Here is a 22,932-nt window from a genome sequence, read left to right on the forward strand (position 1 = left end):
ACGCATCCGATGCGTAAGTCACTCTCCCTCCTGGCCACCGGCATCGTCACTGCCCTGGCGCTGACGGCTTGCGGTGGTTCGACCACCCCCAGCGCCCAGGTCACGACCCTGGATCCGGCCAAGCCCGCCACCCTCAAGGTCGGCGCCAGCCCGGTTCCGCACGCCAAGATCCTTGAATTCGTCAACCAGGAACTCGCCCCCAAGGCCGGCCTCAAGCTGGACATCAAGGAGATCGAGGATTACCAGACGCCGAACACCGCGCTGAGCGACGGTTCGCTGGACGCCAACTATTACCAGCACCTGCCCTGGTTCGAGGACCAGGTCAAGACCAAGGGTTACAAGTTCGGCCACGGCGAAGGCGTGCACATCGAGCCGTACGCCGCGTTCTCCGAGAAGGTCAAGGACATCAAGGACATCCAGGACGGCGCCAAGGTTGCCATCACCAACGACCCGTCCAACCAGGTCCGCGCCCTCAAGGTCCTCCAGGTCGCCGGCCTGGTCAAGGACATCAAGGACGACACCTCGGTGTTGACGCTCAGCGACGAGCAGAACCCCAAAAAGCTGAAGTTCTCCGAGAACCAGCCGGAACTGCTGATCAATGACCTCAAGGACCCGTCCGTGGACCTGGCCCTGATCAACGGTAACTTCATCCTCAAGGCGGGCCTGAGCACCAAGAACGCCCTGGCGGTGGAGTCGGTGGACAACAACCCGTACGCCAACTTCCTGGCCTGGCGTGAAGATTCCAAGGATGACGTGCGGATCAAGAAGCTCGACGAGCTGCTGCACTCCCCCGAGGTCAAGGCCTTCATCGAGAAGGAATGGCCCAATGGCGACGTCACCCCGGCTTTCTAGGCCCGGACAGCACTAAAAGACTTTCGGCACCCGCCACGGCGGGTGCCGAAAGTGTTTAAGGGCGAAGACGGCGACGCCCGCAGCCGCCGCCGGCTCCCTAGGCCTGCGCCGTGCTCCTAGGCTTGCGCCGCGGCGGCGGCTCTGGCGGCGGCCGGCAGGGCGTCGAAGATCCGGTTCATCGCGGCGTCGTCGTGCGCTGCGGAGAGGAACCAGGCCTCGAACACCGACGGCGGCAGGTACACCCCGGAGTCCAGCATCGAGTGGAAGAACGGCGCGTAGCGGAAGACCTCCTGGCCCTGGGCGTCGTCATAGTTGTGGACGCCGCGGGCCGAGGTGCCGAAGGCCACGGAGAACAGGTTCCCGGCGCGCTGGATGGAGTGGTCCACGCCGGCCGCGTCCAGCGCCGAGGACAGCGCGCCGGAAAGTTCCAGCGAACGGGCATCGACAAAGGAGTACACGTCCTTGGTGGCGTGGGTGAGGGTCGCGACGCCGGCTGCCATCGCCACCGGGTTACCGGAGAGGGTGCCGGCCTGGTAGACCGGACCCACCGGGGCGAGGTAGTCCATGACCTCGGCGCGGCCGCCGAGGGCCGCCGTCGGCATGCCCCCGCCGATGACCTTGCCGAAGGTGAGCAGGTCCGGGGCCCAGGGCTCCGTGGCGTCGGCCGCGCCGCCGGTGAGACCCCAGTAGCCCGAGTAGCCGGTGCGGAAACCAGTGAGGACCTCGTCGAGGATCAGCAGGGCACCGTGCTCCCGAGTGATCCGGGCCAGTCCGGCGTTGAAGCCCTCGGCCGGGGTAACGACGCCCATGTTGGCCGGGGCGGCCTCGGTGATCACGGCGGCGATGCTGTCGCCGTGCTTGGCGAAGGCGGCTTCGACGGCAGCGAGGTCGTTGTAGGGCAGCACAAGGGTCTCGGCGGCCGTGGCGGCGGTGACCCCCGCCGAGCCCGGCAGCGCGAGCGTGGCGAGGCCGGAACCGGCGGCGGCGAGGAGTCCGTCAAGGTGGCCGTGGTAGCAGCCGGCGAACTTGATCACCAGGTTGCGGCCGGTGTAGCCGCGGGCCAGGCGGATGGCGGTCATGGTCGCCTCGGTGCCAGTAGAGACCATCCGGACCCGCTCGGCCGCCGGGACGCGCTCCTGCACGATCGCGGCGAGGTTTGCCTCGTCCGGGGTCGAGGCGCCGAAGGACAGTCCGCGGTCGACGGCGGCGTGCACGGCCGCGAGGACCGCCGGGTGGGCGTGGCCCAGCAGCGCCGGCCCCCAGGAGCAGACCAGGTCGACGTACTCGGCGCCGTCGGCGTCGGTCAGGTACGGGCCCTTGGCGGAGACCATAAAGCGCGGGGTACCGCCCACCGAGCCGAAGGCACGGACCGGCGAATTGACGCCGCCCGGCATCAGCCGGCGGGCGCGGTCGAAGAGTTCCTCGTTGCGAGGGTGGCTGGAAGTCATAGTTCCTATTCTTTCAGTGGTTCTCACAGGGGCCGGTCGCCGGCGGGCGCCGCGGAGGCCAGCAGCGCGGACACGCGGGGCGCCACCTCGGTGCCGAACAGTTCGATGGATCGCATCATGGCCGCATGCGGGAGCGTGCCGTTGCTGTACTTGAGGTCAAAGCGGTCCACGGCCAGGTTCTGCTTGAGCAGGGCGATCTTCGCCGCGACCGTCTCCGGTGAACCGACGTAGAGCGCACCCTCGGGGCTGCACAGGTAGTCGAATTCGGCGCGGTTGCCCGGCCCCCAGCCGCGCTCGGCGCCGATCTGGTTGCGCTGGCCCAGCCAGTGCGGGAAGAACTCCTCCCGTGCTTCTTCGTCCGTGGCGGCGAGGTGGCCGGGTGAATGCGTGGCCACCTGCTGCATCGGGTGGCCGTATTTGGCCATGGCCTCGCGGTAGAGCCCGGCCAGCGGGCCGAAGGACCGTGGCTGGCCGCCGATGATGGCGAAGATGATCGGGTAACCGTACTCGGCGCAGCGCAGCACCGACTCCGGGGTGCCGCCGACGCCGATCCAGGCCGGCAGCAGGTGGTGCTCAAGCGGCGGGTAGACGCTAAGCCCGTTGATGGCCCGACGTGTCCGGCCCTCCCATTTCACCGGTTTCTGCGCGCGGACCTTGTCAAAGAGTTCGAGTTTTTCCTCGAACAGGACCTCGTAGTCGGCCAGGTCCAGGCCGAACAGCGGGAACGACTCCACGAACGATCCGCGGCCCAGCATCACCTCGGCCCGGCCGTTGGAGATCGCGTCGACGGTGGCGAACCGCTGGAAGACGCGGATCGGGTCATCGGAGCTGAGGACGGTGACCGCGGAGCCGAGGCGAATCTTCTTGGTCCGGGCCGCGGCGGCGGCGAGGAACACCTCCGGCGCGGAGACGGCGAAGTCGCGGCGGTGGTGCTCCCCCACGCCGAAGGCGTGCAGGCCCACCTGGTCCGCGAGTTCAGCCTGTTCCAGCAGCTGCCGCAGCACCTGGGCATGCGGGACGGGGTGACCGTCGGGGAACACGCCGACGTCGCCGAAGGTGTTCAGGCCAAGCAGGATGGTCTCCGGACCCACGGGCGCGGTGGGGTTCGCTCCCGACGCCGGGTCCGCCACTTCCGCGGGGCTCATCGGGCCTCCTTCAGCCAGCCGGCGAGTTCGCTCGCCCAGTAGGTCAGGACCATGTTGGCGCCGGCCCGTTTGATCCCCAGCACGGATTCGGTGATGGCGGCGCGGCGGTCGATCCAGCCGTTCGCGGCGGCGGCCTCGATCATCGAGTATTCGCCGGAGATCTGGTAGGCGGCCACGGGCACCGGGCTCATCGCGGCGACGTCGGCCAGGATGTCGAGGTAGCTCATGGCGGGCTTCACCATCACCATGTCGGCGCCCTCTTCGAGGTCCAGTTCCACTTCGAGGATCGCTTCGCGGCGGTTGGCGGCGTCCATCTGGTAGGTGCGCCGGTCCCCGGTCAGCTGCGAGTCGACGGCTTCGCGGAAGGGGCCGTAGAAGGCGGAAGCGTATTTGGCGGCGTAGGCCACCACGGCGGTGTTGGCGTGCCCGGCTTCTTCCAGGGCCTGCCGGATCACGGCGATCTGGCCGTCCATCATGCCGGAGGGGCCAAGCACGTGCGCTCCGGCTTCGGCCTGCGCCACCGCCATCTGCCCGTAGATCTCCAGGGTCGCGTCGTTGTCGACGTAGCCGTGGCTGTCCAGGACGCCGCAGTGGCCGTGGTCGGTGAATTCGTCGAGGCAGACGTCGCTCATGATGACCAGCTCGTCGCCGACCTCGGCTTTCACATCGCGGATGGCTTTGTTCAGCACGCCCTCGGGGTCCAGCGAGGCGGTGCCGCAGGCGTCCCGTTCGGCCGGGATGCCGAAGAGCATGATGCCACCGACGCCCAGCTTCACGGCCTCGGCGGCAGCGCGCTTGAGTGAGTCGGTGGTGTGCTGCTGCACGCCGGGCATCGAGGCGATCGGGTTGGGCTCGGACAGCCCCTCGCGGATGAAGGCCGGCAGGATGAGTTCGGCCGCCGAGAGGCGGTGTTCGGCCGTCAGCCGCCGCATCGCGGGGGTGGTGCGGAGCCGGCGGGGGCGGTGGGTCGGGAAGCTCATGTCTGGTCCTTCACAGTCTGCTCGGGGTCGGGGTGGGGTGCGGGGGGCGCCGGATCCAGGGCCCGGATGACGGCGGCGACGAGTCCGGAGGCGGTGGGCTCCTCGGCGACGGCGGCGACCGGCAGCCCCAGGGCCCGGGCCTCGGCCGCCGTCGAACGTCCGATCGCGACGAGCAGGCAGTCGCCCAGCGGCGACAGCCCGGCGTGCAGGCGGCGGGCGGCGCTGGGTGAGGCGGCGACGACGGCGTGCAGGGTTCCGGCGTCGATGGCGGCCTGGGCGTCGGAAAGGCTGAGCACAGCGGCGTCGCCCGTCCGGGGCGCGGGGGTGCCCAGGCTGCGCCGCGGATCGGCGGGGTAATCGACGGTCCGGTAGGCGGTGACGGCCTGGACCGAGGCTCCGCGCGCCTGAAGCCCCCGGCGGAGCCGCGGGTCGGCTATATCGGCCTGCGGCAGCAGCACGCTGCCGTGGCCGCGGGGCCAGATGTCGAGCAGCCCCGCCCCGGACTGCTGGCCTGCGGGGGCGAGGTCCACCGGGATGTCCAGGGCCTCCAGCACGCGCCGGGTGGCGGGGCCGACGGCGGCGACCTGCAGGCTGCCGGGCAGCCAGGCGCTGAGGGCGGCGCCGCGTTCGGCGGCTTTGGCCTCCAGGACCTGGACGGTGGTGACGCTGCTGACCACCAGCCAGGTGTAGGCACCGGCGCCAAGCGCGTCGAAGGCCACGTCCAGCGAGTGCTGGTCGGAGGCGTGCTCGAAGTCGATGAGCGGCAGCAGCAGCGGCTCGGCGCCGGTGTCACGGAGCGCGGACACCAGCGCACCGGCCCGGTCCGGGCTGCGGGCGACCAGGACCCGGGCGCCCTCGAGCACCCTGGGCCCGGCGTCCCCGTCCGGCCGGCGGCTGGCGCTGCGGCGTCCCATCAGGCGAGAATCCGTCCGGCTCAGGAAGCGGCCAGGTCGGCGATGTCGGCCGCGCCGGCTGCCAGCAGCGCCTCGGCCAGTTCGATTCCCAGCAGTGTGGCGCCTACCTCGGTCAGCCCGTCGGTGGCTTTCTTGTCCCGGACGGTCGCGGTGCCGTCCACGGCGCAGACCACGGCTTCGAGGTGCAGCATGCTGCCCTTGCGGTAGGCGTAGGCGCCGACCGGGGCGGCGCATCCTGCCTCCAGCCGGGCCAGGAGTGCCCGCTCGGCGGTGACGGCCAGCCGGGTGTCCGGGTCGTCCAGGGCAGCGAGGGCCTGGGCGAGTACGCCCTGGGATCCCTCGGTGGACCCGGCTTTGCGGGGCGCGTCGGAACTGCGGCATTCGATCGCGAGCGAGCCCTGCCCGGCGGCCGGAAGCATCACCTCGGTGTCGAGGTATTCGCTCACCGCGTCGAGCCGGCCGATGCGGTGCAGTCCGGCGGCGGCCAGCACGACGGCGTCGAGGTCGCCGGATTTTCCTTCAACGACGGCGCCGGTGCTGTTGCCGGGCAGTCCGGGAACGCGGCCCAGGCGGGTGTCCACGTTGCCGCGGATGTCCCGGATGTCCAGGTCCGGCCGGGCGGCGCGCAGCTGCGCGGCCCGCCGCGGGGAGCCGGTGCCGACGCTTGCGCCGGCCGGCAGCTCGGCGAGGGTGAGGCCGTCGCGGGCGCAGAGCACGTCCCGGACGTCCACCCGTTTGGGCGTGGCCGCGAGCGTCAGGCCCAGGGCCGCACCGGTGGGCAGGTCCTTGAGCGAGTGCACCGCGACGTCGCACGCGTCGCGGAGCAGGGCGTCGCGCAACGCGGCGACGAAGACGCCGGTGCCGCCCATCTGGGAGAGCGGGCCGGTGAGGACGTCGCCGTCGGTGCGGATATGCACCAGTTCCACCGGGAACCCGCCGACGGCGGCCAGCTGGTCCGCGGTCTGCTGGGTCTGGGTGAGGGCGAGTTTGCTGGCCCGCGTGCCGATCCGCACGGTCACGGCGTGGCCTGGCCTGCTGCCGGGGCCGAGGCATCCGCGGCTGCGGGAGCCTCCGCCGGGTAGGGGTCGTGTCCCGTTCCGATGCGCGTGTCCGCACCCGCGATGGTGGGCTTTTCGCCGCGGAAGTTGGCGCAGCAGCCGGGCCGGCAGACGTCGTACCAGGGGCCGAGTTTGGTCAGGTGCGGCCGGTCGGCAATGGTGTTCGCCGCGGTCCGCTCGCTGATGAGGTCCACGATGCCGGCGACGAACTTGCGGTGCGTGCCGGGCGTGGGGACGCGGGTGGCCGCCAGGCCCAGCTTGCCGCAGGTTTCCAGCGCTTCGGTGTCAAGATCCCAGACGACTTCCATGTGGTCGCTGACGAAGCCCAGCGGCACGATCACCACACCCTTCACGCCACGGCCGGCGAGTTCCTCGATGGCGTCGTTGATGTCGGGTTCGAGCCACGGCACGTGCGGGGCGCCGGAACGGGACTGGTACACGAGGGACCACGGGGCGGTCAGGCCGGTTTCGGCTTCGACCCGGCGGATGACCTCGGTGCCGGTGGCCAGGTGCTGGGCCACGTAGGCGGAGTCCTGCTCGAACTGGCGTGGTTCGCCCTCGGAGCGGCCGGCCGCTTCGGCGTCGCGGGTCGGGATGGAGTGGGTCGCGAACAGGATGTGCACCGGGGCGTCCGGGGTGCCGGCGGCGGCCAGCTGGGCGCGGACGTCGGCGAGGCCGGCGGCCGTGCCCTCGATGAAGGGCTCCACGAAGCCCGGGTGGTCAAAGTACTGGCGGACCTTGTTCACTTCGAGTTTGCCGTCCAGCCCGGTTTCGGTCAGCGCCATGCCGATGTCCTCGCGGTATTGCCGGCAGCTGGAGTAGCAGGAGTAGGCGCTGGTGGTGATCATCAGGACCTTGCGGTGCCCGGCGTCGTAGATCTCCTGCAGGGTCTGCGGGATGTAGGGGTCCCAGTTGCGGTTGCCCCAGAAGACCGGCAGGCCGATGCCGCGGGCGGCCAGCTCGGCCTCCATGGCGGCCTTGAGCTCGCGGTTCTGCTGGTTGATCGGGCTGATGCCGCCGTTGGCGCGGTAGTGGTGCGAGACCTCTTCGAGCCGTTCGTCCGGGATGCCGCGGCCGCGGGTGACGTTGCGCAGGAACGGGATGACGTCTTCCTGGCCTTCCGGGCCGCCGAAGGAGGCGAGCAGCACCGCGTCGTAGTCCTTGGGGGCCATCCGGCCGGCTTCGGTGACGGGGTTCACGGCCGTGAGTGTCTTCTCCTGGGAATCCTGCGGATCGAGCGGGCTCATGCGAGGACCTCGGCAATCTCGGCGGCGCTGACGCGGCGGCCGGTGTAGAAGGGGATTTCCTCCCGGACGTGGTGGCGGGCCTCGGTGGCGCGCAGGTGGCGCATCAGGTCCACGAGGTCCACGAGTTCCGGGGCTTCCAGGCCCAGGATCCATTCCCAGTCGCCCAGCGCGAACGAGGAGACGGTGTTGGAGATGACCTGCGGGAAGTCGCGGCCCAGCAGGCCGTGGTGGCGGAGCATCGCGCCGCGCTCGGCGTCCGGCAGCAGGTACCACTCGTAGGAGCGCACGAAGGGGTACACGCAGAGCCACTCGGCCGGTTCCACGCCGCGGGAGAACGCCGGGGTGTGGTTCTTGGCGAACTCCGCCTCGCGGTGCACGCCCATGGCGGACCACGCGATCTCGGTGCCGGTGAACAGCTTGCTGCGGCGGATATCGCGCACCGCACGTTGCAGCGCTTCGGCGCGGGGGCCGTGCAGCCAGACCATAATGTCCGCGTCCGCCCGCATCGCGGAAACGTCGTAGCTGCCGCGGTGGACGACGCCGTCCTCGGCCAGCCGCCCGATCAGCGCCTCGAAGTCCTCGGCCGCTTCGCCGCTGCGCAGGACGTCGGCGGAGCGCTTGAACACCGTCCAGAGCGTGAAGAACTGCTCGCCTGATTCTTCGGCTGCTGCATTTCCGGTTTTAGTGACAGATTCGGCAGAAGTGTGGCTCATGGATACCAGTCTGCCCCCTCCCCGGAGCTAAGTCGAAACAGAGCACTTCTACAACGCGTAGAAGTGCTCAATTTCACAACGGGACGGTCCCGGCGGCCCTAGATCCGGCGCATCCGGAGGACGATCGCGCCTGCCCCCAGGGAGACCGCGACCAGGCAGATTCCCCAGCCCACCAAAGCGGAGGGGCCGGCCGGCTCCACGGAGGACGCAGCCTGCATCTTGCCGCCGGACCGGGGGGTGGCTGCCGGGGACGCTTCCGTGGCGGCGGACGTCGTGGTCGCGGACCGCGGCGTGCCGCTCGGAGTCGCCGACGGGGTACCGGGGGTTGCACTGCCGGGGGCCGCAGTGCCGGGAACGGCGTCGGCCGTGGCGGCCGGGCTCTCCGGTGCGGGCGCCGGGGGCTGCTGGCCGCCGGTCGGCTGGCCGGCTGCCGGGCCCGGGGCAGCGGGGGCCGGCGCCGACGCTGAGTTGCCCGGCGCGGCCGGAGGTGCGCTGGCCTTGCGGGAGGCCCGCTGCTCCGGCGTTTCCCAGGGATCCGGCTCGGGGGACGGGTCCGGTTCTGCTGACTTTGGCGGGGCCGCACTTTCGGTGGGCGCAGGGCTGCCGGTGCCGGACGTCGGCGAGGGGGTGGGTTCCGGAGACTCCACCAACCCGCCGACCAGGTCATCGATGCCGACTGAAATCGAGGCGGACGGGGTGTCCGGGCTGGGTGTCGGAGAGGCAGCGTAGGTGGCAGGAACCCCTGCGGTGAGTGCCAGTACCGCTCCGAGCGCCGCCACTGCCGTGCCGCGTCGGAGTCCCCCATGGTGACCGGCCGGCGTTTCTGGAACTTCGGACCTGTGCATAACCATGGTCATCGACCCTAGCGGCAGAACGCCGGCGGGGAAAATTTGCCGCACGGGCGTTTTCGGGTTAGCGGCGGGGCCGAAAACGGGCTCACGGGCGTCCCTGCCGGGCGCCGCGGTGGGCCCGGGTTTCCGGCCCCGCGGCAGCCGTCAGGGCAGCAGGGACGCGAGCTGCCTGGGGGTGTCGGCGACGATCGCAGCGAGACCGTTTCCGGACAACCAGCCCCCGACGACGGCGAGGTTTCGCTCCGCCGCGCACAGCTGCCGGACCTGCTCGACGCGCTGCTTGTGGCCTAGCGCCGCGAATGGCAGTGCGCCGGACCAGCGCACCACGTCCCAGCCGACCACGTCGGTCCGGGACAGCGGGACGCCGAGGAGCGCGGAGGCGTCGTCCAGTGCGGCGTCGAACAACTCCTCGTCGCTGCGGGGTTCACGGTTGGCCGCGATGTCCGGGGCGATGTCGCCGCGGCCGTAGGAGAGCCGGACCACGTGCCGGCCGGGCGCCGCCTGTTCGGCCAGCCACGCCCATTTGGCGGTCGCGTGGGTGAGCGCCTTCGCGCGGATGCCGGGGCTTTGCGGGGCCACCAGCACGCCGGTGCCGCGCGGTGCGGCGTCGAGGGCGGGGCGGTCGAGCACGAGGGTGACCAGCCGTACGTCGGGTCCCGCGTCGGGGCGGAGGGCCGCCAGTGCCGGCAGGGTGTCCGCGAGCAGGGCAACGGCAGCGGGGCCTTCCACGGCGACCACCAGCCGTTCTGCGTCGAAACGGGCCCGGCCCGCAGTGACCCGCCAGCCGCCGGGAAGGCGTTGCACGGCGTCGGCACGGGTCCCGCTGAGCAGGGTGGCGTCCAGCCCGCGCAGCTCCGCGACGAGGGCGCCGACGAGGGTGTGCATCCCGCCGCGGAGGCCGGCGACGGCGGAGCCCGCCTTTTGCAGCCCGGGCTGCTGCGGGCGCGGGCCCGAGGTTCCCGGCGCCGGCGCGGCCGGGCGGGCGGCAGCGCCGCGGCGCTGCGCGGCCACGGCGGCGGCGAGCGAACCATGCGTGCGGACCCCGGCGCGGAGCCCGGGGGCCACCATGTCCACATCCAGCAGGGCAGGGTCGGCCGAGTGCACGCCGCCGACCACCGGCGAGACGAGCCGGTCCAGCACGCGCCTGCCCATCCGGGCACGGACCAGGGCGGCCACACTGGTGGCCTCGGCAGCGGTCCCCACGGAGGCCGGCAGCAGGGCATCGAGGGAGGCCCGGACGGAGCCGAACAGGCCAAGGGAGCGCCGGACTTCGGGGTCCCAGGGGTTGGCCGGGATGCCCAGGACTCCGGTCTTCGGCAGCTCCCGCGGACCCTCCGGCAGCTGGACCCACGCGCCGCCGGGGTTCGGCGGAACGATCTGCGGGCCGAGGCCCAGTTCTTCGGCCAGATCAGCCACCGCGGATGACCGGGTGGCGAAGGATTCGGCGCCGCTGTCCAGCGTCAGGCCGGCAACCACGTGGCTGCCCACGCAGCCGCCCCAGTCCCCCGCGGCTTCCAGCACCGTGGTCCGGACGCCGGCCCGGGCCAGCTCCCGTGCGGCGAGCAGGCCGGAGATGCCGCCGCCCACCACCACGGCGGTCGGCGCCGGTGAACCTGCGTCCGCGTCGGTGGCCATCGAGGGCCTACTCGGGCGCGATCGAGTGGATCAGTTCGACAACGCGGGTCAGGACCGCGGCGTCGGTTTCCGGCGGCACGCCGTGGCCCAGGTTGAGCACGTGCCCCGGTGCCGACGCGCCGGCGGCAATGACGTCCCGCACGTGCGCCTCAAGAATTTCCCACGGTGCGGAGAGCAGCGCAGGGTCAATGTTGCCTTGCAGCGGCACGGTCCCGCCGAGCCGGCGGTTGGCTTCGTCCAGCGGCAGCCGGTAGTCGACGCCCACGACGTCGACGCCGACGTCGCGCATCGCGACGAGCAGCTCCGAGGTGCCGGTGCCGAAGTGGATTAGGGGTGCTCCGAGGTGCCGGACGTGGTCCAGCGCGCGGGCGGATGCCGGGGCCACGAAGCGGGTGTAGTCGGCCAGGCCCAGGGAACCGGCCCAGGAGTCGAAGAGCTGCCCGGCGGAGGCGCCGGCCTCCAGCTGCGCGCGGAGGAACATCCCGGAGGCGTCGGCGGCCCAGTTGGCCAGGGCGGTCCAGGTTTCCGGATCCGCATGCATCATGGTGCGCGGGCCGAGGTGGTCGCGGGACGGCTTGCCCTCCACCATGTACGCGGCGAGGGTGAACGGGGCGCCGGCAAAGCCGATCAGCGGGGTGCTGCCGAGTTCGGCCACGGTGAGCCGCACCGCTTCGCGGATCGGTTCCAGGGCTTCCCCGGTCAGCTGCGGCAGGGCGGCGACGTCGGCGGCGGTCCGGACCGGCTTGTCCAGCACGGGCCCGACGCCGGGTACGATGTCGACTCCGACGCCGGCCAGCTTGAGCGGGATGACGATGTCGGAGAAGAAGATCGCCGCGTCGACGTCGTGCCGGCGCACCGGCTGCAGCGTGATCTCGGAGGCGAGTTCGGGGCGCAGGCAGGAGTCCAGCATGGCCACGCCTTCGCGCACCTTGAGGTATTCCGGCAGCGAGCGGCCCGCCTGGCGCATGAACCAGACCGGCCGCCGCGAGGGCTTGCCGCCGCGGTAGGCGGTGATCAGCGGGGAACCGGCGGTGCGGCCGTCCATCAGGGGATGGCCGGCGTCGAGGCTGTTGTTTGCCGTGCCGTCGTTTGCAGTGCCGTTCAGTGCAGTGCTGTTCATTGCAGTGCCGTTGACGGCCGCAGCGCTAGGAGTCATGCCTTTGATTGTGCCGAAAATCGGCCCTAAAAGATAACGACAGCCTGTCAGGAACGCCCGGGCAGGCGCCGCCGTGGCGGGAATCACAGCCCCGGGTGGGCAGTCCCACGCCCGCCCGTTGTTCTACCGGGACACGAAAAAGCTATGATTGTCGTGCTGTGGTTCTTTTCTCATTGGTGGCTACACACGCCGACATCGACCTCGAGACCGTTGCTCAACTGAGCACCGGCGCTTCCGGGCTTGCCACATCCGCCCTCGCCGGATCGCCGGCCGTGGCGGGTGCCGTTGTCCTCGCCACCTGCAACCGCTTCGAAATCTACGGCGAGGCCCCGCACCCGGACGACGTCGAGGCGGCCCGCGCCGCGCTGGTCTCGCAGATCAGCGGCGCCAGCGGACTCAACGAACAGCTCGTCTCCCGCGCCTTCAACACCCGCACCGGCCCCGACGTCAGCCGGCACCTGTTCGCGGTCAGCTCCGGACTGGATTCCGCCGTCGTCGGGGAACGCGAAATTGCCGGCCAGGTCCGGCGCGCCCTGATCACCGCACAGCACGACGGCACCGCCAGTTCCGGCCTCGTCCGCCTCTTCCAGGCCGCCTCCAAGACCGCCAAGGACGTCGGCGCGCAGACGGCGCTCGGCTCGCGCGGGCTCTCCATCGTCTCCGTCGCCCTGGACCTCGCGACCGACCTGTCCGAGAACCCCGACTGGTCCAGCAAGAAAGCAGTGGTCTTCGGCACCGGCGCCTACGCCGGCGCCACCATGTCCCTGCTGCGCGAACGCGGCTGCACCGACATTTCCGTGTTCTCCTCCTCGGGCCGCGCCGCCGGCTTTGTCGCCACCCGCGGCGGCACCGCCCTGGACAGCGAGTCCCTGCCGGGCGCCGTGGCCGCCGCCGACGTGATGATCGGCTGCAGCGGCTCCGACAACCGCGTCGAGGCCCCGGAGCTCGCCCGGATCCGGTCCGCGTCGCCGCAGCCGCTGATCGCGATCGATCTGGCCCTCACCCACGACTTCGATCCCGCCGTCGCCGAGCTCGACGGCGTCGAACTGCTCACGCTGGAGTCCGTCCGGCTGGCCGCGCCGCAGGAGCAGGCGGAGTCGCTGAACCAGGCCAGCGGCATCGTCGACGGCGCCGCGACCGCCTTCGAGCAGGAACGCCAGGCGCGCTCGGTCGATTCGGCCATCGTCGCCCTGCGCCGGCACACCATGGATGTGCTCGACGCCGAGATGGAGAAGGTGCGGGCCCGTCACGGCTGCACCGCCGCGGCCGAGGAAGTCGAGTTTGCCCTGCGCCGGATGGTCAAGCAGCTCCTGCACGTGCCCACCGTCCGCGCCCGGGAACTGGCCGCGAACGGGCAGCAGGATGAGTACGTGGCCGGACTCGAGGCCGTCTACGGCATCACCGTCGAACAGCCCGCGGCCCGCCGCCCGGTTTCCGGCACCGAGGCCGAGTGCCCGGTGGACCACGGCGCGCTTCCCTCCGTCAACGGCCAGCGGGACACGGCCTAGCCCACCCCGGCGGCGCGATTCCTAGGGCGCGGCGAAGGCGTTGACGCCCGTCAGTTCGGCGGACAGCTGCCACAACCGTGCGGCGTCCGCCCGGTCCACGGCGTGGGCGTCCACTCCCCTGATCCGTGCCTCCGGCGTCCCCGGTTCCGTCGGCTCGGCAATGTCGCAGTCCTCGCAGTAGACGCCGCCCTTGCCCGCGAGCAGCGGGGAGGTGGCCGCCCAAACCGAGGTTGCCGCGCCCTGGGCGGGCGTCTTGAACCTCTCGTTCAGCTTTCCGTCGGCGTCCATCCAGCCCGAGGCGATCATTTCTTCCCTGGGCAGGTGGCGCTGCAGCTCCGTTATGATGCCTCCCGGGTGCACCGCGAAGGCCCGGACGCCGGCGTCCTTCCCAAGCGCATCCAGCTGCACAGCGAACAGCGCGTTCGCGGTTTTGGCCTGCCCGTAGGCCTTCCACTTGTCGTAGCCGGAGTCGAAATTGAGGTCATCGAACCGGATGGGCGAGAGCTTGTGGCCGGTGGAGGACAGGGCCACCACCCGGGCGCCCTCCCCCGCGGACAGGGCCGGCCAGAGTAGGTTGGTGAGCGCGAAGTGGCCCAGGTGGTTGGTGGCGAACTGGGATTCCCAGCCCGGGCCGACGCGTCGCTCCGGGCTGGCCATGATGGCGGCGTTATTGATCAGGATGTCCAGGCTGCCGCTGTCGCCGAGGAAATCGGAGGCCAGAAAACCGGCCGCGAACTCCCTCACGCTGTCCAGCTCGGCCAGATCCAGGCCGGCGACGCTGACTCCGGCCAGGCCGGCGTCGTCCAGGACCCTGCGGGCGTGGTCGGGGCGCCGCGCCGGAACCATCACCCGGGCCCCGGCGGAGGCGAGTGCCCGCACCGTCTCGAGGCCGAGACCGGAGTACCCGCCGGTGACGACGGCGGTCTTACCGGCCAGGTCCAGGCCCGCTACCACCTCCGCCGCCGTCGAGCGCGGGCCGAAACCCGAGCCGATCTTGTGCTGCGGGGTCAGGTTGGTGTGGTGGTTCATGGCAGTGCCTCTCAGTACACCGGTTTGCCGGGCTCCACCTCGCGGACCCAGGCCAGGATCCCGCCCTCGAGGTGGCTGACGCGCTGGTAGCCGGCGGCCCGGGCTGCGGCCAGCACTGCGGCCGAACGCGTGCCGGCCTTGCAGTGGAACACAATGTCCGTGTCCTGCGGCAGTTCGGCCCAGGCGTCGCCGGCGAGGATCCGGCCCTGCGGGATCAGCGTGGCGCCGTCGATGCGGACAATGTCGAATTCCCCGCTTTCGCGCACGTCCACGAGCTGGAAATCCTTCAGCCCGGCCTTGCGCGAGGCCAGCATGGTGGCGAGCTGGGTGGCCGTGACCGTGTGTTCGGTGCCCGCGTCCGCGGCGGGGGCGATCCCGCAGAAGGCCTCGTAGTCGGTGAGTTCGGTGATGCGCGGGGCCGCGGGGTCCCGGGAGACCTTGATTTCGCGCCAGCTGCCGCCGAGGGCATCGAACAGCGCCACCCGGCCCAGCAGTGAACGCCCGACGCCGGTGATCAGTTTGACCGCTTCGGTCACCATCAGGGATCCGACGGCGGCGCACAGCATGCCGAACACGCCGCCCTCTCCGCACGAGGGCACGGAACCTGCGGGCGGCGCCTCCGGGTACAGGTCCCGGTAGGTGGGGCCGTGCTGCTCCCAGAAGACGCTGACCTGTCCGTCGAAGCGGAAAATCGAGCCCCACACGTAGGGCTTGCCGAGGATGGCGGCGGCGTCGTTGACCAGGTAGCGGGTCGCGAAGTTGTCGGCGCCGTCGACGATCAGGTCGTAGCCGGCGAACAGCTCCAGTGCATTGGCGGCATCCAGCCTGACGTTGTGCAGACGGACATCAACCAGGGGGTTCAGCGCGGCGATCGCGTCGCGCGCGGACTCGGTCTTGGGCCGGCCGACGTCCGCCACGCCGTGGATCACCTGGCGCTGCAGGTTGCTCAGGTCCACGTTGTCGTCGTCGATGATGCCCAGGGTTCCCACCCCGGCGGCGGCGAGGTAAAGCAGGGCCGGTGAACCGAGGCCGCCGGCGCCGATCACCAGGACCTTGGCGTTTTTCAGCCGGCGCTGCCCGAGCGATCCGATCTCGGGAATGATCAGGTGGCGTGAGTAGCGTTCCACCTCGTCCGGCGTCAGCGCGTCCGCCGGTTCAACCAGCGGTCCGGGTGCCGGTGCCGGCGTTGCGGGGGTGCCGTTTGCGGTCATCTGGGAAGCCATACTTCAATGTATGCCCGAAGATGCCGCCAGGTCATATTACCCCCGCGTAAAGTGGAGCTAACAGCGAGGGAAAGTAGGCCGACAGTGGTTCATCAGGCACCGGTTGAGCGGGGACATACCGGCAAGTCGTCGACGGGCCAGACGCGCAGCGGAACGCAGCGCTCGGCACGGCTGCCGCGCGATGAACGGCGGGCACAGTTGCTGGCCGCCGCGCAGGAGGTCTTTGTCGCCAACGGCTACCACGGCGCCGCGATGGACGAGATCGCCGAGACGGCCCACGTGAGCAAACCGGTGCTTTACCAGCACTTCCCGTCCAAGCGCGAGCTGTACCTGGCGCTGCTGGACAGCCACCTCTCGACCCTCACCGAACTGCTGCTGGGCGCCCTGAATTCGACGACTGACAATGATGAGCGCGTGCAGGCGGTCATGCGCGCCTATTTCCACTTCATCGCCAACGATGACCAGGCCCACCGGCTCGTTTTCGAGTCGGACCTGGTCAACGACCCCGATGTGAGCGCACGGCTGGAGACGTTCAACAAGACCTTCGCTGACGCGATCGCGAAGGTCATCGCCGAGGACACCAAACTGCCGCTCCTGGAAGCCCAACTCCTGGGCCGGGGACTGTCCGGGATGGCGCAGGTCAGTGCCCGGTACTGGCTGGAAACGGACGGGAACCTGGACATCGATGTGGCCAGCGACCTGATCTACCGTTTAGCTTGGCGCGGAATCTCCCGCTTCCCCAAGGAGTCCTAGACTACAAATAGAGAACAACTCGTAGAGAAAGCTCGCAGAGACAACTCGTAGCGAACTTGAACACTTTGATTGGCTGGGAGGCCTTGCTGTGGAAGTAAAGATCGGCATTCAGAACATCGGCCGCGAAATTGCCCTCGAATCGAACCAGGACGCCGACGCGGTGGCGAAGCTGGTGGGAGAGGCACTCTCCAAGGGCACCGAGCTCCGCCTGACCGATGAGAAGGGCCGCCAGATCATCATCCCGGCGAACGTCCTGGGCTACGTCGAAATCGGTGCCGAAGAGGTCCGCCGGGTGGGCTTCGGCGCCCTCTAGGCCGACCGGCCCCGTTCCCCTCAGCTGCCCAACCCGCAATTCCCCAAGGAGTCTGAATGCTGTCCCTGATTGTGGTGGCCATGGTGGCCGTGGCCGCGGGTTTTGTGGTGTGGGCCAATGACAAGCGGCACGCCAAGTACGGCATCGCCGTGCCGGCTGGGGTGGCCCTCGGCGTGGGGATGCTGAGCTGGATCATTTTCATGGCGGCCGGCTTCGGCTACCAGCCGGGCCTTACCTGGATCCCGTGGGTCGCGCCCCTGCTGCTGGGCGGCGCCGCAGCGGTCGGCGCGGTGCTTTACCTCGGCAGGTCGCGCACCCGGCAGGACACCGCACGGATGACCGCCATCCTGCGCCTCTAATCACCGTTCCCCGGTTCCATCGGCGCCGGTCTCCGCCAGGCGTTTGCTGAGGTAGCGGCGCTCCACCTCGGTTGGTGCGAGTGCCCGGGCCTTCAGGTATTCGCGGCCGGCCTCCTGCAGCCTGCCAAGGCGCCGCAGGAGGTCCGCCTTCGCGGCAGGCAGGAGGTAATACCGCTCCAGTGACCCCGCCTGGTCCAGTCGGTCGATGAGGTGCAGCCCTGCCTCCGGTCCTCGGGACATGGCGACGGCGACTGCGCGGTTGAGGTCGACGACCGGCGACGGTGCCAGCTCGGCGAGACGGTCGTACAACAGAGCCACGCGGGTGAAGTCGGTACTGCCGAAATCGCGGGCGGTCATGTGGCACGCGGCGATGGCTGCCTGGATCCGGTAGCTCCCGGGCCGGGCACCGCGTGAAATCCCAAGCCGGTCGGCGGCTGCCAGGAGCGCGAGGGCTTCCGCCGTCGCTGCCTGGTCCCACTGCCCGCGGTCCTGGTCCTCCAGCGTCACCAGGTCCCCTGCGGCGTCGGTCCGCGTCTTTCGGCGGCCGTGCTGGAACAGCATGAGTGCCAGCAGGCCCATGGCCTCCGGCTCCTCGGAAGAGCCGTCGAGCAAACGGATCAGCAGACGGTTGAGGCGGATCGCCTCAAGGACAAGGGGCTCGCGGATCAGCGTGGCACCCCCGGCGGCCGCATATCCCTCGTTGAACATGAGGTAGAGCACGGACAGGATGCCGGCCGTGCGTTCGGAGATCAGCTCCGGCGGCGGCACCCGGTACGGAATCCCGGCATTCCGTATCTTGGCGCGGGCGCGGACCAGCCGTTTCGACATGGTTGACTCCGGGACGAGGAACGCGCGTGCGATCTCACCTGTGGTCAGGCCGGCCACTGTCCGCAACGTCAGTGCCACCCGTGCCTCAAGCGGGAGGGCAGGATGGCAACAGGTGTAAATCAGCCGCAGCCGGTCGTCCCCGGCAGCCGGATCACCGGGGGCAGCCTCAGCGAGCCCTTCGAGCTCGGTGAGGACCGCGAGTTCCTGGACCGCCCGCTTTTCGCTGGCCGCGCTCCGCATCCGGTCGATCGCCCTGTTCTTGGCGACGGTTGTCAGCCATGCCCCGGTGTTGGCGGGGATGCCACGCTCCGGCCAGTCGGCCAGGGCGCGTGCAAACGCGTCCTGGACACAGTCCTCCGCCAGGCCCCAGTCGCCGGTCACGCGGATGAGGGTGGCGGTGATGCGTGCAGTCTCGGCGGCGGAGGCGCCTTCGACGGCGGTCCGCACGTCCGTCACTTCCGCTGCCACGCGACCCCCTGCGTCGTGATCGAGGGCTTCAGGCGGATGGCCGCTATCCGAACGGCCACACAGGCCTGATTTCGATCTTGCCGAATTTTGCCATCGGATGCTTGGAGGCAACCTCGATCGCCTCATCGAGATCGGCGCAGGCGATGATGTCGTAGCCCGCGATCCACTCCTTCGTCTCGGCAAACGGACCGTCCGTGACGACCACCTCGCCGGCGCGCACCCTGACAGTGGTGGCGTCTTCCACCGGACGCAGCCTGTCACCGTGCCGGGCGATACCCCTGGCTTCCACCTCGGCCGCCCATTCCTCGATGTTGTCCTCGGCGGCCACATATTCCGGCGCTGTGGGATCGGTGCAGATGAAAAGCATGTAGTCCACGGTGACTCCTTCTAGTAGGTCGATACAGCAGTACGACGAAGAAGGTGCCGCCAAAAGGACACCTGCCGCCAAGTTTCTTTTCCGGAATGGTACTCCGGCCGGTTTCCCCGCCGCCGCAACCGCTACAGGAACTCGGCGCGGCCTTCCATGGCGGACGAGGCCAGGGCATGCTCGCGGCGCGGGATCCGGCCTGCCCTGCGCGCCAGCCTGCCGGCGATTACCGCGTGCCGGAACGCCTCCCCCATCAGCGCCGGGTCCTGGGCGCGGGTCACGGCGGTGGCGAGCAGCACGGCATCGCAGCCCAGTTCCATCGCGAGCGCGGCGTCGGAGGCCGTGCCGATGCCGGCGTCAAGCACCACCGGTACGGACGCCCTCGAGACAATCAGTTCGATGTTGTGCGGGTTCAGGATGCCCAGGCCGGTGCCGATCGGGGCGCCCAGCGGCATCACGGCGGTGGCGCCGAGGTTTTCCAGCCGGAGGGCCAGCACCGGGTCGTCGTTCGTGTAGGCGAAGACTTTGAAGCCGCGGGCCACAAGCTGCTCGGTGGCCTCCACAAGTTCCAGGGCGTCCGGCAGCAGGGTGTGCTCGTCCGCGATCACCTCAAGCTTCACCCAGTCCGTCTCCAGCGCTTCGCGGGCCAGTTCGGCCGTGAGAACGGCATCCCGGGCGGTGAAGCAGCCGGCGGTGTTGGGCAGCACCCGGATGTTGTTGTCCGCCAGCAGCTGGAACAGCGAGCCGCTCTCGGCCGGCGAGTAGCGGCGCATGGCCACCGTGGTGAGTTCCGTGCCGGAGGCCACCAGGGCGGCGCCCAGGCCGTCCAGGCTCGGTGCCCCGCCGGTGCCCATGATCAGCCGCGAGCCCAGCTCCACGCCGTCGAAGGTCAGCGGGTCCCGGCGTGCCTCCCGGGTTGCGTCCAGCGCTGTTTCTGCCATGGCGTTCATCCTCCCTGTACCGCGGTGACGAGTTCGACGTCGTCGCCCTCGGCGAGCGCCGTCGCGTGCCACTGGCTGCGCGGCACCACCTCGGCGTTGCGGGCGACGGCGACGCCTAGCTTGCGGCCGTCCGTGGCCTGCCCGTCGGCGGCCAGCGTCCGGCCGGTGACCCCGCTGACCAGCGCGCCGACCGTGGCGCCGTCGGCGAGGGCGTGCTGCGCTCCGTTGAGCCTGATGTTCATACTGTGGTCCTGTCTGTCGTTGGGGCATGTGCGGGTGAGACGTCCCGCGGGTCGTGGCCGGAAGAATCCGGGCGGCGGCCGGAGAACCGGTCCGGTCGGAACCGGGCCCAGCGCGGGTCCGGCTGCCCGTCCAGCAGCGCCCGGCAGATGGCGGCGGCCACGGGGGTGAGCAGCACCCCGTGCCGGAAGAAACCGGTGGCCACGATCAGGCCCGCGATGTCCGGCCCGGCGCCGGGGCCGGCCACGCGGCCCAGCAGCGGGGCGTTGTCCGGTGTCCCCGGCCGTGCCCGGGCCGTGGCCTCGAGCAGTTCCAGTTCGGCGACGGCCGGGAGCAGCTGCTGGGCATCGCGCAGGAGCTGGTAGACGCCGCCGGCGGACACGGCGCCGGCGTCGGAGGGCGCGTCCTCCCGCTGGGTTGCGCCGATCACCACCGTGCCGTCCGCCCGCGGAACGATGTAGACCGGGACTCCGCGGACCAGCCCCCGCACGGTTGAGCGCAGCAGCGGCCGGAGCCGTTGCGGCACCCGGAGCCGGAGGATGTCCCCGTAGACCGGCCGCAGCGGCAGGGACAGTCCGGCCGGAAGGCCCTGCAGGTCGGCTGCCCCGAGGCCGTTGGCCACAACCGTCTCACCGGCACGGATCTCCCCGCCGCCCTCAAGCGTGGCCCCCGCCACGCGGCCGCCGTCCCAGAGCAGCCCGGCCGCGCGGCTGCGCACCGCCGTGTACCGGCTGTCCGCGGCCAGCAGCGAGCCGATCCGGGCCAGCAGTCGGCGCGGGTCCACCTGGTGGTCGGCCGGGATGTCGAAGGCGCAGGAGATGCCCGGGCTGAGCAGGGGTTCGCGGCTGCGCGCCTCGCGCACCGTCAGCGGCCCCACGGCCAGCCCGCAGGCCTGCTGCACGGCCCGCAGGTCGGCGAGCGCCCGGCGGTCGGCGGCGTCGGCACCGACGGCGAGGGTCGGCGTCGTGAGATAGCCGGTGCCGCCCGCGTCAACGCCGCCGACTGTGCTGTTGCCGGCCAGAGCGGCAGCGAACTCCGGCCACAGCCGTGACGCTTCCAGCATCAGGGCCAGGAGGTCTTCCTCCTGGTAATGCAGTTCGCTCACGGGCGCCAGCATTCCGGCAGCGGCCCAACTGGCGCCGGAGCCGGGGTCGTCGTCGAGCAGGGCGACGGTGCGGCCCGAGCGGCGGGCCTCCCAGGCAATGCCGTGGCCGATCACTCCCCCGCCGATCACGGCGACGTCGTAATATTCGGCGCCTGCGCGCGGCGCAGCGCCGGTGGCGGGTGTGGCGGATGGTGGGACTGATACGTCCATAGGCTTCCTTCCCTACGCCGGTACTAACCGGATCAGGTCAAGCGGTCGGCTCTGACGCCCTCTCAGCCCGGCGGCCGGATGACGGCCTGCGCGGGCTCCCGCGGTATGCGCCCAGTGTAGAGGAACTAGGCTTATGGCATGAGCCAGGATGTCCACACCACCGCCCGCCTGTACCTGTGCACCGACGCCCGGAAGGAGCGCGGCGACTTCGAGGACTTCGTTGATGCCGCCTTCGCCGGCGGTGTTGACATCATCCAGCTGCGGGACAAGTCCCTGGAGGCGGCCGAGGAGCTGGAGCTGCTGGAGCTCCTGCACGCCGTGGCGCGGCGGCACGGCCGGCTCTGGGCCGTGAACGACCGCGCTGACCTCGCCTCCCTCGCCGGGGCGCCGGTCTTCCACATCGGGCAAAAGGACATCCCCTTCACCGCGGCCCGGGAATTCCTGGGCAAGGACACCGTGATCGGCATGTCCACCCACACCCCGGAGCAGGTCGACGCCGCGATCGCCGCTGCCCCGGGCCGGAGCGGGCTGGACTACTTCTGCGTGGGGCCGGTCTGGGCCACCCCGACGAAGCCGGGCCGCGCCGCCGTCGGGCTGGACCTGGTGCGCTACGCCGCCGCGGCGATCGGCCGGGCCGAGGCCGCGGACGGCGGAAAGGTCTCCGGCGTGGTGCCGTGGTTCGCGATCGGCGGCATCGACCTGGCCAACGTGGAGCAGGTCGTCGACGCCGGGGCGCGCCGGATCGTGGTGGTCCGGGCGATTACCGAGGCCGCCGATCCCGCCGGGGCGGCGCGGGCCCTGCTGGCCGCGCTTGACGCCGGCAGCCACGCCGACGCCGAAAACCACACCGGCGTCCGCAGCGGTGCCGGGGAAAACTAGGCGGGCAAGCTAACCGGGAAGACGGCCCGGGGACCTAGCCGGCGAGTCCGAGCTGGGACATCCGCCGGGAGTGCCCGGCGGCGAGGTCGGCGGTCAGGGCGCGGGCGAGTTCACCGGCTCTGGCCTCGTCCGCGCCGGTCAGGCCGCCGAGGAAGGCGTGTTCCACGCTGACCCGCTGCGCCTGGGTGAGTGCCTCCCCGAGCAGCCGCCGGGCCCACAGCGCCAGCCGGGACGCCAGCCGCGGGTCGTCGGCAAGCGCCGCCTTGAGCCGGTCCCGCAGCACCGCCGTCGCGTCCCCTGCGGACTGGACCTGTTCGATCAGCGCGGCGGTGCCGGCGTCGACGTAGCTGGAAATGGAGCGGTAGAAGTCGGCGGAGACTGTGTCGATCACATAGGCCTTCATCAGTGACTCATGCCAGTCGGCGGGCCGGGTGCGCTCATGGAAGTGGTCCACCGACGGTTGGAACGGCAGCATGGCTTCCTCCGCGTCGGCGCCCAGTTCGGCCAGCCGCGCGCAGACCAGTTCGAAGTGCTGGAACTCGATGACGGCGAGCCGGCCCAGCACCGCACGGTCGTGCAGGGTGGGCGAATACCGGGCGTCGGAGGAGAGCCGTTCGAAGGCTGAGAGCTCCCCGTAGGCCATCACGCCCAGCAGGTCCCTGAGGAAGCGTTGGTAGCGGGCGGGCTCGGCCGGGGAGGTGCTCATGCTT

At 70.7% G+C, this 22,932-nt stretch carries 24 protein-coding genes and 1 riboswitch; of the genes, 6 read left to right on the forward strand and 18 right to left on the reverse strand.

Translation table 11 applies throughout. From position 1 onward, the window contains the following. Positions 1–9 precede the first annotated feature (9 nt). Positions 10–852: a MetQ/NlpA family ABC transporter substrate-binding protein gene (locus tag ABIN76_RS10040; RefSeq protein ID WP_346959567.1), complete on the forward strand. Its 843-nt coding sequence runs from the start codon at positions 10–12 to the stop codon at positions 850–852. A 116-nt stretch (positions 853–968) separates the two neighbouring features. Here the strand turns inward: ABIN76_RS10040 and hemL are convergent, their stop codons facing one another. The 10 genes from hemL to hemE form a co-directional block, all read right to left on the reverse strand. Then, positions 969–2,300, reverse strand: coding sequence for a glutamate-1-semialdehyde 2,1-aminomutase (hemL, locus tag ABIN76_RS10045; protein WP_346959568.1), 1,332 nt, complete (start codon positions 2,298–2,300; stop codon positions 969–971). A 23-nt stretch (positions 2,301–2,323) separates the two neighbouring features. Next, on the reverse strand, positions 2,324–3,445 hold the full coding sequence (locus tag ABIN76_RS10050) for an LLM class flavin-dependent oxidoreductase (RefSeq protein WP_346959569.1): 1,122 nt from the start codon (positions 3,443–3,445) through the stop codon (positions 2,324–2,326). Beyond that, positions 3,442–4,425 (reverse strand): porphobilinogen synthase, encoded by a 984-nt coding sequence (gene hemB, locus ABIN76_RS10055; RefSeq protein ID WP_346959570.1) that lies wholly within the window; start codon positions 4,423–4,425, stop codon positions 3,442–3,444. Before hemB ends, ABIN76_RS10050 begins: the two co-directional genes overlap by 4 nt. Next, positions 4,422–5,339: a uroporphyrinogen-III synthase gene (locus ABIN76_RS10060; protein ID WP_346959571.1), complete on the reverse strand. Its 918-nt coding sequence runs from the start codon at positions 5,337–5,339 to the stop codon at positions 4,422–4,424. Before ABIN76_RS10060 ends, hemB begins: the two co-directional genes overlap by 4 nt. Before the next feature lie 20 nt (positions 5,340–5,359). Beyond that, positions 5,360–6,358 carry a hydroxymethylbilane synthase gene (gene hemC, locus ABIN76_RS10065; RefSeq protein WP_346959572.1) on the reverse strand — a complete coding sequence of 333 codons (999 nt, stop codon included), beginning with the start codon at positions 6,356–6,358 and terminating at the stop codon, positions 5,360–5,362. Next, positions 6,355–7,644 (reverse strand): ferrochelatase, encoded by a 1,290-nt coding sequence (locus ABIN76_RS10070; RefSeq protein WP_346959573.1) that lies wholly within the window; start codon positions 7,642–7,644, stop codon positions 6,355–6,357. Before ABIN76_RS10070 ends, hemC begins: the two co-directional genes overlap by 4 nt. Further along, a complete protein-coding gene (gene hemQ / locus ABIN76_RS10075) occupies positions 7,641–8,357 on the reverse strand; it encodes a hydrogen peroxide-dependent heme synthase (protein ID WP_346959574.1) in 717 nt (238 codons plus the stop codon). The genes ABIN76_RS10070 and hemQ overlap by 4 nt, the downstream gene beginning before the upstream one ends. A 98-nt stretch (positions 8,358–8,455) precedes the next feature. Beyond that, positions 8,456–9,136 carry a hypothetical protein gene (locus ABIN76_RS10080; RefSeq protein ID WP_346959575.1) on the reverse strand — a complete coding sequence of 227 codons (681 nt, stop codon included), beginning with the start codon at positions 9,134–9,136 and terminating at the stop codon, positions 8,456–8,458. A gap of 216 nt (positions 9,137–9,352) precedes the next feature. After that, positions 9,353–10,843: a protoporphyrinogen oxidase gene (gene hemG / locus ABIN76_RS10085; protein WP_346959576.1), complete on the reverse strand. Its 1,491-nt coding sequence runs from the start codon at positions 10,841–10,843 to the stop codon at positions 9,353–9,355. 7 nt (positions 10,844–10,850) lie between these two features. Further along, positions 10,851–11,999, reverse strand: coding sequence for a uroporphyrinogen decarboxylase (gene hemE / locus ABIN76_RS10090; protein WP_346959577.1), 1,149 nt, complete (start codon positions 11,997–11,999; stop codon positions 10,851–10,853). A gap of 158 nt (positions 12,000–12,157) precedes the next feature. On the opposite strand from hemE, the gene ABIN76_RS10095 reads away from it, so the two are divergent. Further along, positions 12,158–13,507, forward strand: coding sequence for a glutamyl-tRNA reductase (locus tag ABIN76_RS10095; RefSeq protein WP_346959578.1), 1,350 nt, complete (start codon positions 12,158–12,160; stop codon positions 13,505–13,507). A 21-nt stretch (positions 13,508–13,528) separates the two neighbouring features. Here ABIN76_RS10095 and ABIN76_RS10100 read toward each other — a convergent pair whose 3' ends face one another. Together ABIN76_RS10100 and moeB are read right to left on the reverse strand one after the other, a co-directional pair. After that, positions 13,529–14,536 carry an SDR family NAD(P)-dependent oxidoreductase gene (locus tag ABIN76_RS10100; protein ID WP_346959579.1) on the reverse strand — a complete coding sequence of 336 codons (1,008 nt, stop codon included), beginning with the start codon at positions 14,534–14,536 and terminating at the stop codon, positions 13,529–13,531. An 11-nt stretch (positions 14,537–14,547) separates the two neighbouring features. Beyond that, on the reverse strand, positions 14,548–15,759 hold the full coding sequence (gene moeB / locus ABIN76_RS10105) for a molybdopterin-synthase adenylyltransferase MoeB (RefSeq protein WP_346959580.1): 1,212 nt from the start codon (positions 15,757–15,759) through the stop codon (positions 14,548–14,550). A gap of 6 nt (positions 15,760–15,765) precedes the next feature. On the opposite strand from moeB, the gene ABIN76_RS10110 reads away from it, so the two are divergent. From ABIN76_RS10110 to ABIN76_RS10120, 3 genes are all read left to right on the forward strand, one after another. Next, complete coding sequence (locus tag ABIN76_RS10110; protein WP_346959581.1) at positions 15,766–16,512, forward strand: TetR/AcrR family transcriptional regulator; 747 nt, start codon at positions 15,766–15,768, stop codon at positions 16,510–16,512. A gap of 88 nt (positions 16,513–16,600) precedes the next feature. Then, complete coding sequence (locus ABIN76_RS10115; protein WP_307035058.1) at positions 16,601–16,825, forward strand: DUF3107 domain-containing protein; 225 nt, start codon at positions 16,601–16,603, stop codon at positions 16,823–16,825. Positions 16,826–16,881: 56 nt separating this feature from the next. Then, positions 16,882–17,184, forward strand: coding sequence for a hypothetical protein (locus ABIN76_RS10120; protein WP_346959582.1), 303 nt, complete (start codon positions 16,882–16,884; stop codon positions 17,182–17,184). Here the strand turns inward: ABIN76_RS10120 and ABIN76_RS10125 are convergent, their stop codons facing one another. The 5 genes from ABIN76_RS10125 to thiO all read right to left on the reverse strand — a co-directional run bounded on the left by ABIN76_RS10125 (position 17,185) and on the right by thiO (position 21,343). Then, positions 17,185–18,480 (reverse strand): sigma-70 family RNA polymerase sigma factor, encoded by a 1,296-nt coding sequence (locus ABIN76_RS10125; RefSeq protein WP_346959583.1) that lies wholly within the window; start codon positions 18,478–18,480, stop codon positions 17,185–17,187. A 43-nt stretch (positions 18,481–18,523) separates the two neighbouring features. Continuing rightward, the gene (locus ABIN76_RS10130) at positions 18,524–18,847 is read right to left on the reverse strand and encodes a YciI family protein (RefSeq protein WP_346959631.1); all 324 of its coding nucleotides are present in this window, start codon (positions 18,845–18,847) and stop codon (positions 18,524–18,526) included. A gap of 131 nt (positions 18,848–18,978) precedes the next feature. After that, positions 18,979–19,788 (reverse strand): thiazole synthase, encoded by an 810-nt coding sequence (locus ABIN76_RS10135; protein WP_346959584.1) that lies wholly within the window; start codon positions 19,786–19,788, stop codon positions 18,979–18,981. Between the two features lie 5 nt (positions 19,789–19,793). Beyond that, on the reverse strand, positions 19,794–20,030 hold the full coding sequence (gene thiS / locus ABIN76_RS10140) for a sulfur carrier protein ThiS (protein ID WP_346959585.1): 237 nt from the start codon (positions 20,028–20,030) through the stop codon (positions 19,794–19,796). Beyond that, positions 20,027–21,343, reverse strand: coding sequence for a glycine oxidase ThiO (thiO, locus tag ABIN76_RS10145; RefSeq protein WP_346959586.1), 1,317 nt, complete (start codon positions 21,341–21,343; stop codon positions 20,027–20,029). Before thiO ends, thiS begins: the two co-directional genes overlap by 4 nt. Next, positions 21,335–21,455: riboswitch (TPP riboswitch) on the reverse strand. Its footprint overlaps the gene before it by 9 nt. Positions 21,456–21,481: 26 nt before the next feature. Between thiO and thiE the strand changes: the two genes are divergently transcribed. Further along, the gene (thiE, locus tag ABIN76_RS10150; RefSeq protein ID WP_346959587.1) at positions 21,482–22,222 is read left to right on the forward strand and encodes a thiamine phosphate synthase; all 741 of its coding nucleotides are present in this window, start codon (positions 21,482–21,484) and stop codon (positions 22,220–22,222) included. Between the two features lie 34 nt (positions 22,223–22,256). On the opposite strand, the gene ABIN76_RS10155 is transcribed toward thiE, so the two are convergent. Next, entirely contained in the window at positions 22,257–22,928 is a 672-nt protein-coding gene (locus ABIN76_RS10155; RefSeq protein ID WP_346959588.1) for a ferritin-like fold-containing protein, read from the reverse strand. Between the last annotated feature and the right edge of the window lie 4 nt (positions 22,929–22,932).

Source organism: uncultured Arthrobacter sp., from assembly GCF_964021775.1.
Taxonomy (GTDB): Bacteria; Actinomycetota; Actinomycetes; order Actinomycetales; family Micrococcaceae; genus Arthrobacter.

Bases quoted from the DNA above. Each gene is read 5' to 3' on its own strand.
- ABIN76_RS10040 (WP_346959567.1), top strand. From the start codon at position 10: ATGCGTAAGTCACTCTCCCTCCTGGCCACCGGCATCGTCACTGCCCTG.
- hemL (WP_346959568.1), bottom strand. From the start codon at position 2,300: ATGACTTCCAGCCACCCTCGCAACGAGGAACTCTTCGACCGCGCCCGC.
- ABIN76_RS10050 (WP_346959569.1), bottom strand. From the start codon at position 3,445: ATGAGCCCCGCGGAAGTGGCGGACCCGGCGTCGGGAGCGAACCCCACC.
- hemB (WP_346959570.1), bottom strand. From the start codon at position 4,425: ATGAGCTTCCCGACCCACCGCCCCCGCCGGCTCCGCACCACCCCCGCG.
- ABIN76_RS10060 (WP_346959571.1), bottom strand. From the start codon at position 5,339: ATGGGACGCCGCAGCGCCAGCCGCCGGCCGGACGGGGACGCCGGGCCC.
- ABIN76_RS10070 (WP_346959573.1), bottom strand. From the start codon at position 7,644: ATGAGCCCGCTCGATCCGCAGGATTCCCAGGAGAAGACACTCACGGCC.
- hemQ (WP_346959574.1), bottom strand. From the start codon at position 8,357: ATGAGCCACACTTCTGCCGAATCTGTCACTAAAACCGGAAATGCAGCA.
- hemG (WP_346959576.1), bottom strand. From the start codon at position 10,843: ATGGCCACCGACGCGGACGCAGGTTCACCGGCGCCGACCGCCGTGGTG.
- hemE (WP_346959577.1), bottom strand. From the start codon at position 11,999: ATGACTCCTAGCGCTGCGGCCGTCAACGGCACTGCAATGAACAGCACT.
- ABIN76_RS10100 (WP_346959579.1), bottom strand. From the start codon at position 14,536: ATGAACCACCACACCAACCTGACCCCGCAGCACAAGATCGGCTCGGGT.
- moeB (WP_346959580.1), bottom strand. From the start codon at position 15,759: ATGGCTTCCCAGATGACCGCAAACGGCACCCCCGCAACGCCGGCACCG.
- ABIN76_RS10110 (WP_346959581.1), top strand. From the start codon at position 15,766: ATGTATGCCCGAAGATGCCGCCAGGTCATATTACCCCCGCGTAAAGTG.
- ABIN76_RS10120 (WP_346959582.1), top strand. From the start codon at position 16,882: ATGCTGTCCCTGATTGTGGTGGCCATGGTGGCCGTGGCCGCGGGTTTT.
- ABIN76_RS10130 (WP_346959631.1), bottom strand. From the start codon at position 18,847: ATGCTTTTCATCTGCACCGATCCCACAGCGCCGGAATATGTGGCCGCC.
- ABIN76_RS10135 (WP_346959584.1), bottom strand. From the start codon at position 19,788: ATGGCAGAAACAGCGCTGGACGCAACCCGGGAGGCACGCCGGGACCCG.
- thiS (WP_346959585.1), bottom strand. From the start codon at position 20,030: ATGAACATCAGGCTCAACGGAGCGCAGCACGCCCTCGCCGACGGCGCC.
- thiO (WP_346959586.1), bottom strand. From the start codon at position 21,343: ATGGACGTATCAGTCCCACCATCCGCCACACCCGCCACCGGCGCTGCG.
- thiE (WP_346959587.1), top strand. From the start codon at position 21,482: ATGAGCCAGGATGTCCACACCACCGCCCGCCTGTACCTGTGCACCGAC.
- ABIN76_RS10155 (WP_346959588.1), bottom strand. From the start codon at position 22,928: ATGAGCACCTCCCCGGCCGAGCCCGCCCGCTACCAACGCTTCCTCAGG.